Raw genomic sequence first — 9,289 nt, 5'->3', positions numbered from 1 at the left:
TTCTGTGGATAACTAGGTCCGTAACCCTGTTGGCAGGGGCACGTATAAGTATGGGGATAACCGGTTGAACCGATTTCTCCCACAGTTCCGGACAGCTTGTCCCCGCTTAGTCACCAGGAGTTACACACAGTTATACGTCGGTTACTCACACCGCAACACACTGATCTACTTACACTTTTCAAGCTTATCCCCAGAATTGGCTTTGCCTATAAGAACTACTATCACTAAATAAGAAAATAAATATTTAAAGATATTGATAAGCAAACCGTGCCCCCCAGCAAAGCGCTTGACAGCAAGGCAAGCCGGGGCTAACATCCGCGCCCTCTTAAGACTTCCACAGCGGGGATGCCGCCATGAAACGCACATTCCAGCCGAGCAACCTGAAGCGTAAACGTAACCACGGCTTCCGCGCTCGCATGGCTACCAAAAACGGACGTAAGATATTGGCGGCTCGTCGCGCCAAAGGTCGCAAGCGGTTGGCTGTATAAGCCAATCGCTGTCTCTTCTGGTGGCATCACCGGGGTATCAGACACGGTGAGCCCATCAGCAGCTCTTCCCCAGAATTCCTCTCCACGATTCGGGTTTTCCCGCAATCTGCGCCTGCTTGACGGCAAAGCCTTTCAGGCTGTGTTCGACCAGGCCGACTGGCGCATTGGTCAGCAATGTTTTCTGCTACTGGCTCGGGAAACCGGCCAACCCTTTCCACGTCTGGGCCTGGTAATCGCGAAACGTCGCATCCGCCGCGCCGTGGACCGTGGTGCCGTGAAACGCCGTATCCGGGAACAGTTTCGTCTGCGCCAGCAGGAATTGGCTGGCCTCGATATCGTGGTGTTGATACGCGGTCCCCTGCCGGCCGGAAAGGAAAACTGGACCCCTCAGTTAGCCCGGCTGTTCGACAAGCTGCTTGCCAAGCGTAGGCAAGACTGAGAAACTGCCCCCCGCTTTTCCGCCAGCCGAATACAAAGCTATGGATATCCCCCGAGCCCTTGTCATTACGGGCATTGCCGTTGTCTCCTACCTGATGATTCAGGCCTGGCAGCGAGACTACGCCGCCCCGGACACCGTCGAGCCGCAAATCAGCGAGCAAGTGGCGGGCAATAACACCGATGCCAACGCCAATACCACGGGTAACGACCTGGTGCCCGATCCGCAGGAGCATACCGACCCGACGGCATCCTCCATCCCCGGCGGAGAAGTGAGCGACAGCATTCCGGACAACAAAGCGCAAAGCGGCGGGGCCATTCATGTCGCCACCGATGTGCTGAACCTGGAAATCGATCCCCGTGGCGGCGACATCGTGCGCTTGAGCCTGCCGGCTTATCCGCGCCATGCCGACACCCCGGACCAGCCTTTTGTACTGCTGGAAAACACCTCTTCCCGCACTTACGTGGCTCAGACGGGTCTGATCGGCACCAATGGCACCGATTCCGCTTCCGGGCGCCCGGTGTGGAGCAGTGCCGAGCAGAGTTACCAGATGGGCGATGCCCATGAACTGAATGTGGATCTGACGCTGACCCAGGACAACGGCGCCAGGATCACCAAGCGCTACACGTTCGAGCGCGGCAGTTACCTGGTGCGGGTGACCCACATTGTCGAGAACAACAGCGCAGAAACCTGGAACGGTCAGCTCTACGGCCAGATCAAACGGGACGGTGGTGACGATCCGGGCTTGTCCAAGCAGGGCTTCGCGCCCATGCCCACCTATCTGGGCGCCGCCTACTGGTCCAGCGAGAAGCCGTATAACAAGTTGAAATTCGGCGATATGGAAGACGCCGCCTTGAGCACCACGCAGGAAGGTGGCTGGATCGCCATGGTTCAGCATTATTTCCTGTCCGCCTGGATTCCTGACCCGCAGTTGCAGCAGACCTATTCCACGGTGTATCAGAAGAACCGTGATCAGTACCTGCTGCGATTCGTGTCCCAGGGCCAGAAAGTGGCGCCCGGCGAAACCGGGCAGATGTACGCCGAGTTCTATGCCGGCCCGAAAATCCAGGATCACCTGGAAGCCATCAGCCCCGGGTTGAACATGACCGTGGACTACGGCTGGTTGTGGTTCCTGTCCCAGCCGATCTTTGCTCTGCTGGTGTTCCTGCAAAGTGGCAAGCTCTCCATCTTCGGTCTGAATATGGATATTGGCGCCGGTGTGGGCAACTGGGGTGTGGCGATTATCCTGCTGACCTTCGTCATCAAGGCGCTGTTCTTCAAACTCAGTGCCACCAGCTACCGCTCCATGGCCAAGATGCGGAAGGTCGCACCGGAGATGCAGCGCATTCGTGAAGAGCACAAGAGCGACAAGCAGAAACAGCAAATGGAGACCATGAAGCTGTTCCAGCGGGAAAAGATCAATCCGCTCGGCGGCTGCTTGCCGATTCTGGTGCAGATGCCGGTGTTCATCGCCCTGTACTATGTGCTGCTGGAATCCGTGGAGTTGCGTCAGGCGCCGTTCTTCCTGTGGATCCAGGATTTGTCGGTCATGGACCCGTACTTCGTCTTACCGATTCTGATGGGCGCGTCCATGTTCCTGCAGACCCGTCTGAATCCGACGCCGGCGGATCCCACCCAGGCTCAGGTAATGAAATGGATGCCGGTGATCTTCTCGGTCTTCATGCTGTGGTTCCCGGCGGGTCTGGTACTCTACTGGCTGACCAACAACCTGTTGTCCATCGGCCAGCAATACATCATTACCCGCCGAATCGAGCGGGAGTGATGAAAAAGGGGGCCGTTGGCCCCCTTTGTGATTCCGGTTCCGGGTAAGCACGTCATGTCCGCCACTGATTCCGATACCATCGTCGCCATCGCCACCGCCCCCGGTCGTGGCGGTGTCGGCGTGGTGCGGCTTTCCGGTGATGGGGCGCTGGAAATCGCCGCCGGCGTGGTCGGCGACCGGCCATTACACCCGCGTCAGGCTCATTTCCGCCGTTTTCGTGATGAACGGGGAGAGGTCATCGATGAGGGGCTGGTGTTGTCGTTCCCCGGCCCCGGCTCCTTCACCGGCGAGGATGTGGTGGAGTTCCAGGGGCATGGCGGCCCGGTGGTGCTGGACATGCTGGTGCGTGCCTGTCTTTACCACGGGGCCCGTCAGGCCCGGCCCGGTGAATTCTCCCAGCGGGCGTTTCTGAACGACAAACTGGATCTGGCCCAGGCGGAGGCCATCGCCGATCTGGTCGATGCTGGTACTCAGGCGTCGGCCCGAGCCGCTCTGCGCTCCCTGCAGGGGGCGTTTTCCGAGGAAGTGAACCGGTTGGTGGAGCAGTTGATCCAGCTGCGTATCTATGTGGAAGCCGCCATTGATTTTCCCGAGGAGGAGATCGATTTTCTCTCCGACGGACGGGTGGCCGCCGACCTGCGGGCATTGTTGGGGCAACTGGACCGGGTGCTCGCTACCGCCCGCCAGGGGCGTCTGGTCCGTGAAGGGCTGACCCTGGTCATCGCCGGGCGGCCCAATGCCGGCAAATCCTCCCTGATGAACCGCCTGGCCGGTTTCGACGCCGCCATCGTTACCGAAGTGCCGGGCACCACCCGGGATGTTCTGCGTGAATCGATCCAGATCGACGGCCTGCCGTTGAACGTGATCGACACCGCTGGCCTGCGTGAAAGTCCGGACCGGGTGGAGCAAGAGGGGATTCGTCGGGCCTACGAGGAGATGCGCAAGGCGGACCGGCTGCTGGTGGTGGTGGATTCCCAAACCGGAGTCGAAGCGCTGAAGGAGCCTGCCCTGTTACTGCCGGACAGCCAGAAACAGCTGGAAAACCTGGAACTGCCGATCACCATCGTACTCAACAAGGCCGATCTCAGCGGAATGGAGCCCGGCCCCCTGGACGGCCACCCGGACACCTTTGTGATTTCCGCCACCTCGGGAGAGGGTCTGGATGCGCTGCGCGATCACCTCAAAGCCGTGGCCGGCTACCAGAGTACCGACGAAAGCCCGTTTTCCGCCCGCCGCCGCCACATCACCGCTCTGGAGCAGGCCCTGGCCGCGCTCGATAAAGGTCAGCGCCAACTGGGTGATCACGCTGCCGGCGAACTGCTTGCCGAGGATCTGCGCGCGGCACAGAAAGCCCTTGAAGACATTACCGGGGCCTTTACCGCCGACGATCTTCTGGGGCGGATTTTCTCGTCGTTCTGTATCGGCAAATAATTCAGATTTCTGGTTGCGTGCCCGGTCAGGTCACCTCGGTCAACTACTTCAGCTCGTACCAAACGCCTCGTCCAGCACCTTGTCGCACAAGATGCCTTTGTTCCACCAGCGCCCGAAAATGCTGTTTGAGAGTGTTGCGATTACTGCCAGTCAGACGAATCGCTTCCGCCATGGTAATGCGTCCATGCTCGCGGGCGAACTCCACAATCTGCAAGGCGAGGGTTGGCATGGCGGCCAATACCAGCTTTTCCCGTTCCAGCTTGCGGTTGAGCCGGCGAACTTGCTCGGCCAGAGCTTTCAGGAAGAAAAGCAGCCAGGGTTGCCAATCAGGTGAGTCGGTACGGATGGTGCCCTGGGTCTGTCGAAGGGCTAGATAGTAGGCTTCCTTGCTTTGCTCGATCACGCTTTCGAGAGAACTATAGGGCACATAGGCGTAGCCGGTCTGCAACAGCAGCAAGGTAGTTAGCACCCGACTCAAACGACCATTGCCATCTTGAAAGGGGTGAATCTCGAGGAAAACGACGACCCAGATGCCGATAAGCAGGAGGGGGTGGAGATGGTCCGCTGCACGTTCCTTGTTGAACCAGTTAACCAGTTCGGTCATCAGACGAGGAGTATCAAATGGGCTTGCTGTTTCAAACACGATGCCCAGAGAATTGCCCGCTTCGTCGAAAGCAGCCACGCTGTTGTTCGAGCTTTTATAGTGACCCCGGTGCCGTGCGTCCTTGTCGCTGTAGACCAGCAGGTTCTGGTGCAGTTGCTTGATGTGATTTTCCGTCAAGCTGATGTCCCGCCAGGAAGCAAACACCAGATCCATCACCTCGGCATAGCCCGCTACTTCCTGTTCATCGCGGCTGGTGAAGTTATTGATTCGCAGGTTGGATAGCAGGCGCTCGACATCCCGGTCCGACAGGCGGCTGCCCTCGATGCGTGTGGAAGAACCAATGCTTTCGATAGTGGCCACTTGCCGCAATGCTGACAGCCGGTCAGGTGCCAGAGTGCCCAGGGCGCGCCACGCGCCCTTGAATTCGTCGATACTGGCGATCAATCCCAGAATTTCCGGGGTGATCTGGAGGGAGTCGGTTCGAATCATGGATACCACTATACACTCGCTGGGAACCATTAATACACCCATTTAAACCCATTTTTGTGGCCTATGGCCCTCCATTACAATACCCAATTACACCTATTCTGGAATGAACGTCTGAGCGGCGATTACTCACGGGAACTCATTGTCATCATGGCATTGGAGGCTATGATCGGATCTTTCGTTTGCACGGGAGAACACGATGACAATAACGAACTTCAGCAAGCCCCAGGACGACCGCTATTTTGAAGATTACCAGGTGGGTACGACCTATGACCTGGGCTCCATTGCGGTGGAGGAGGAAGAGGTGCTTTCTTTCGCCCGCCGTTTCGACCCCCAGAAGATGCACACCGACCCCGAGGCCGCCGCGGCCGGTCCTTTCCAGGGGCTGATCGCCAGTGGTTGGCACACCCTGAGCCTGATGATGCGGCTGATGGTGGATAACTATGTTTCCACCGTGGCGGGGCTGGCTTCCCCCGGGGTGGATGAGGTGCGTTGGCACAAACCGGTACGCCCGGGGGACAAGCTGTCCATGCGCGCCACGGTCCTGGAGGCGCGCCCGTCCCGCTCCAAGCCCGATCGCGGCCTCATCTACTCGTTGATGGAAGGCGTCAATCAGCATGGCGACGTGGTGGCCAGTTTCAAAGGCATGGGGTTGATTCTCAAGCGACCGGTTTGATGCTGTATCGGTCACGACTATGACCGGAATTGCCGGCGCCACCCTGGACGTCCAACCGGGCCTTGCCGATACTGACCTTTCACTTCCTGAGGAGGACGGTCATGAGCGACGTACGGATTGAAAAGGATTCCTTGGGCGAAGTGCAGGTTCCGAAGGCTGCGTTTTGGGGCGCGCAGACCCAGAGAGCGGTGGACAACTTTCCGATCAGTGGGCGCCGGTTACCGCCTCGGTTCATTCAGGCGGTGGCCCGGATCAAGCGTTGCGCGGCCTCGGTGAACGTGGATCTGGAGCTGCTGTCCGAGGAACGGGGTGACGCTATCCGTTCGGTCTGCGAAGCGCTGATCAACGGTGAGCATCGGGATCAGTTCCCGGTGGACGTGTTCCAGACCGGTTCCGGTACCAGCACCAACATGAACGTCAACGAGGTAGTGGCCCATCTGTGCCAGACTCAGGGCGTGGACGTGCATCCCAACGATCACGTCAATCTCGGCCAGAGCAGTAACGACACCATTCCCACCGCCATTCATGTGTCCTCGGCGATGGCCGTTAACGAACAGTTGATGCCCGCCCTTGAGCTTTTGATCACCACGCTGGGATCGAAGGCCGGGGAAGGCAAGGATCTGGTCAAAACCGGCCGCACCCACCTGATGGACGCCATGCCGGTGACGGTGGAGCAGGAGTTGCGCACCTGGGTGCTGCAACTGCAGGCCGCCAGCCAGCGTCTGGCGGTTGCCCGGGATGAGCTGCATGCCGTGCCACAGGGCGGTACCGCGGTGGGGACCGGTATCAACGCCCATGCCGAGTTCGCCGAGCGCTTCGTCGATGCGCTGTCCGATGAAACCGGGCATCCGTTTACCGCCATGCCGTACCCGGCCGTGGCGCAGAGCGCCGTGGATGCCCCCCTGGCACTGTCGTCGGCGTTGCGTGGTCTGGCGGTGGTGTTGATGAAAATCAGCAATGACCTGCGCTGGATGAACTCCGGTCCGATTCATGGTCTGGCGGAAATTCAACTGCCGGCCACACAGCCGGGTTCGTCGATCATGCCGGGGAAGGTCAATCCGGTGATCTGCGAGTCCGCCACCATGGTCGCCGCCCAGGTGATCGGTCTGGATCAGGCCAATACAGTGGCGGCGCAGAGCGGTAACTTTCAGCTCAACGTCATGTTGCCGCTGGTGGCCGCCAACCTTCTGGATATGGTGGAGTGGCTGGCCAACAGTTGCCGGAATCTGGCGGACCAGGCCATCTCCGGGCTGACTTACAACCGTGAGCATCTGGCCGAGGGTGTGGGCCGCAATCCGATCCTGGTCACCGCTCTGAACCCGGTGATCGGCTATGAGAAGGCGGCGGCCATCGCCAAACAGGCGTTCGCCAGCGGCCGGCCGGTGATCGATGTGGCGGCGGAGCAAACCGACCTGTCGGTGGAGCAACTCACCGCTTTGCTCGACCCGCTCAAACTGACACATCCGGCGGCCTCTGACTCTTGAGTCAGCCGCCGGTCGTGACCTCGACGATAAGCTGTGACAGGCTTGGCGCCGGGCTTTTTTTGTGACAATAAAAACGTGACGGAGAGTCGTAACGTGATGGAGAGTAGTAACCGATGAGCAACGATCTGACCATCCAGCGTACCGCGGAAGCCGTGGAATCACCGCTCTTGATCAACAGTATCCTGGAGGCCGGCGTTCGCAACGCACCCGATCAGGAAATCGTCTACGCCGATCAGCGGCGGATGACCTATCGGGAAATGGGGGAGCGGGTTGCTCGTCTCGCCAGTGCCTTGCAGCAACAAGGGGTGAAGCCCGGTGACACTGTTGCGGTGATGGACTGGGATACCCACCGTTATCTGGAAGCTTTCTTCGCCGTGCCGATGATGGGCGCGGTGCTGCACACCGTGAACGTGCGTCTGAGCCCGGAGCAGATTCTCTACACCATCAACCACGCCGAGGATGATGTGATTCTGGTGAACCGGGAATTCCTGCCGGTGCTGGATCAGATCAAGGACCGTATCGAGACGGTCAAGACTTACATCCTGCTGGATGACGAGGGCGGCGATACCGACACCGCCATCGATCTGGCCGGTGAGTACGAGGCGCTGGTGGCCCAGGCTTCCGCGCAATTCGATTTCCCGGAGCTGGATGAGAATACCCGTGCCACCACGTTCTACACCACGGGTACCACGGGCCTGCCTAAAGGCGTGTACTTCTCCCACCGGCAACTGGTACTGCACACCTTTGCCGGTCGTGCCGCTCTGACCGGTACCGGTCACGGCCGTTTCAATCAGAACGACGTGTACATGCCGATCACGCCGATGTTCCACGTGCACGCCTGGGGTGTGCCGTTCGTCGCCACTTTGCTGGGCGTGAAGCAGGTTTATCCGGGCCGTTATGTGCCGGAAACCCTGCTCAAGCTGTTGCTCACCGAGAAAGTGACCTTCTCCCACTGCGTGCCCACCATTATCCAGATGTTGCTGCAGTCAGAAGCGGTGAAGAGCATCGATCTGAGCGGCTGGAAGGTAATCATTGGCGGTTCCGCGTTGCCCAAGCCGCTGGCGCAAAGCGCCCTGGAGCGCGGCATCGACATCTACAGCGGTTACGGCATGAGCGAGACCTGCCCGCTGATCTCCCTGGCACTGCTGACGCCGGAACTGGAACAGGCCGACCTGGAAACCCAGGCGGATTACCGCACCCGCACCGGCCGCCCGGTCCCCATGGTGCAATGGCGCATCGTCGACGGGGATATGAACGATGTGCCCCATGACGGCAAGTCCCAGGGCGAGCTGGTGCTGCGCGCCCCCTGGCTGACCCAGGGGTACCTGAAGGACGAGTCCAACTCTCAAGAGTTGTGGCGCGGCGGCTGGATGCATACCGGGGATATCGGCGTGATTGACGCCGACGGCTGGCTGAAAATCACCGACCGCATCAAGGACGTGATCAAGACCGGCGGTGAATGGGTATCTTCCCTGGATCTGGAGAGCCTGATTCTTCAGCACGACGCCGTGCGCGAGTGCGCGGTGGTGGGCGTGCCGGACGAGAAATGGGGCGAGCGTCCGGTGGCGCTGGTGGTCAAGGGCGCCGACGTGGAAGCGCAGCCGATCATCGATATGGTGGCCGGTTACGCTGAGAAGGGCATGATCAGCCGCTATGGCATCCCGGATCGCGTGGTGTTCGTGGAGGAGCTGCCGCGCACCTCCGTGGGCAAACTGGACAAGAAAAAGATGCGCGCGGAACTGGTCTGACCCCCCGGCCGGCGGGAGCCCTCCCGCCGGCTTGCCCTTCCCCCTGTCACATAATGACTGCACAATGCGGTGTCATACTCCGTGGTCTGTTGTATCAAATGTAAGCGCCTTTGAACCCCGGGCGGGTTCCCGGGTCCGATCCACGGAATACAG

At 59.8% G+C, this 9,289-nt stretch carries 8 protein-coding genes; 7 read left to right on the top strand and 1 reads right to left on the bottom strand.

The features are described from left to right. The first annotated feature begins 353 nt into the window (after positions 1-353). From rpmH to mnmE, 4 genes are read left to right on the top strand one after another with little or no spacing between them, the layout of a single operon-like run. The gene (rpmH, locus tag B5T_RS22865; protein ID WP_081586937.1) at positions 354-488 is read left to right on the top strand and encodes a 50S ribosomal protein L34; all 135 of its coding nucleotides are present in this window, start codon (positions 354-356) and stop codon (positions 486-488) included. Between the two features lie 46 nt (positions 489-534). After that, complete coding sequence (gene rnpA / locus B5T_RS22100) at positions 535-927, top strand: ribonuclease P protein component (RefSeq protein ID WP_041717183.1); 393 nt, start codon at positions 535-537, stop codon at positions 925-927. 40 nt (positions 928-967) lie between these two features. Continuing rightward, on the top strand, positions 968-2,707 hold the full coding sequence (gene yidC, locus B5T_RS22095) for a membrane protein insertase YidC (RefSeq protein ID WP_041717182.1): 1,740 nt from the start codon (positions 968-970) through the stop codon (positions 2,705-2,707). 54 nt (positions 2,708-2,761) lie between these two features. Then, entirely contained in the window at positions 2,762-4,138 is a 1,377-nt protein-coding gene (gene mnmE / locus B5T_RS22090) for a tRNA uridine-5-carboxymethylaminomethyl(34) synthesis GTPase MnmE (protein ID WP_014996755.1), read from the top strand. A gap of 43 nt (positions 4,139-4,181) precedes the next feature. Here the strand turns inward: mnmE and B5T_RS22085 are convergent, their stop codons facing one another. Then, positions 4,182-5,231, bottom strand: coding sequence for a Fic family protein (locus B5T_RS22085; RefSeq protein ID WP_014996754.1), 1,050 nt, complete (start codon positions 5,229-5,231; stop codon positions 4,182-4,184). A 196-nt stretch (positions 5,232-5,427) separates the two neighbouring features. Between B5T_RS22085 and B5T_RS22080 the strand changes: the two genes are divergently transcribed. The 3 genes from B5T_RS22080 (at position 5,428) to B5T_RS22070 (ending at position 9,136) form a co-directional block, all read left to right on the top strand. Continuing rightward, positions 5,428-5,904, top strand: a complete 477-nt coding sequence (locus tag B5T_RS22080; RefSeq protein ID WP_014996753.1) for a MaoC family dehydratase — start codon at positions 5,428-5,430, stop codon at positions 5,902-5,904. A gap of 101 nt (positions 5,905-6,005) precedes the next feature. After that, positions 6,006-7,388 carry a class II fumarate hydratase gene (locus B5T_RS22075; RefSeq protein WP_014996752.1) on the top strand — a complete coding sequence of 461 codons (1,383 nt, stop codon included), beginning with the start codon at positions 6,006-6,008 and terminating at the stop codon, positions 7,386-7,388. A gap of 113 nt (positions 7,389-7,501) precedes the next feature. Then, positions 7,502-9,136, top strand: coding sequence for a fatty acid--CoA ligase (locus B5T_RS22070; protein WP_014996751.1), 1,635 nt, complete (start codon positions 7,502-7,504; stop codon positions 9,134-9,136). Positions 9,137-9,289 lie beyond the last annotated feature (153 nt).

The sequence above is a fragment of the Alloalcanivorax dieselolei B5 genome (assembly GCF_000300005.1).
GTDB lineage: Bacteria > Pseudomonadota > Gammaproteobacteria > Pseudomonadales > Alcanivoracaceae > Alloalcanivorax > Alloalcanivorax dieselolei.
The sequence above is the reverse complement of the archived record's forward strand: the minus strand, read 5'-3'. Positions and strand labels throughout refer to the sequence as shown.